Origin of the sequence: Psychromonas antarctica (assembly GCF_022267535.1) — a bacterium.
In the GTDB taxonomy this organism is placed as follows: Bacteria; Pseudomonadota; Gammaproteobacteria; order Enterobacterales; family Psychromonadaceae; genus Psychromonas; species Psychromonas antarctica.
In genome coordinates, this window is sequence record NZ_JAHNZV010000267.1 from 1 (window position 1) to 854 (window position 854).

Annotated in this window: 1 tRNA gene and 1 rRNA gene; both read left to right on the forward strand. The window is 39.7% G+C overall.

The annotated features are described in order from the left end of the window. A 16S ribosomal RNA gene (locus KSO91_RS17400) occupies positions 1-119 on the forward strand; the annotation flags it as partial. A 196-nt stretch (positions 120-315) separates the two neighbouring features. Continuing rightward, positions 316-391: transfer RNA gene (locus KSO91_RS17405), tRNA-Glu, on the forward strand. Positions 392-854: the final 463 nt, after the last annotated feature.

The window sequence follows — 854 nt, forward strand, 5'->3', positions numbered from 1 at the left end:
GCACCAGAAGTCATTAGCTTAACCTTTCGGGGATGGCGATGACCACGGTGTGGTTCATGACTGGGGTGAAGTCGTAACAAGGTAGCCCTAGGGGAACCTGGGGCTGGATCACCTCCTTACGTAAAGAGACACATCAGTTAATTCGCTTGCGGATTGACACGTTAGAGACTTGCTTGCGAGTGCTCTGCAGTACAAGCCTTTCGATGAATTTGCTTAGGCAAATAAATCTACCGGCCCATGTTTTTGCTTCGCAAATACTTGGTGAGTGTTCACACAGATTGTTTGATTAGAATGATAAAGCGCACATGGTTCTATGTCCCCATCGTCTAGAGGCCTAGGACACCGCCCTTTCACGGCGGTAACAGGGGTTCAAATCCCCTTGGGGATACCACTTTTTATTTAAATGAATAAAGTGATATTTGCTCCGCAAATTCAGTTTCTGAATTTAAGGGATACTATTTCTGTTTATGCTGAAAAGTACTTTATAAAAGATCTCGTTCCCACGCTCTGCGTGGTGACGCTTAGAGCCTTTATAAAGTGTTTTTTAACACTGCTCTTTAACAATTAGGAAAGCTGATAAAGTTCTTGTTTATCACGATGTTTACAATTTATTGTGACATTGAGATGAACAGAAACGAAAAGTTCATTTTTCACGTAGTGAAATGTGAACAGTTTTCGTTTATTAACACTCAGGTGTTGGTAAATGAATCAAGCAAAAATAAATATTATTCAAACTGATACTTTGGATAATGTACGTATCTACTCAGTTAGTTTCGATTAACTGATAGGTGCACGAAAAACGAATGTTGTTTTTTGTATTGTAAAATATGAGAAATCGCAAGCGTCTTGGAAAC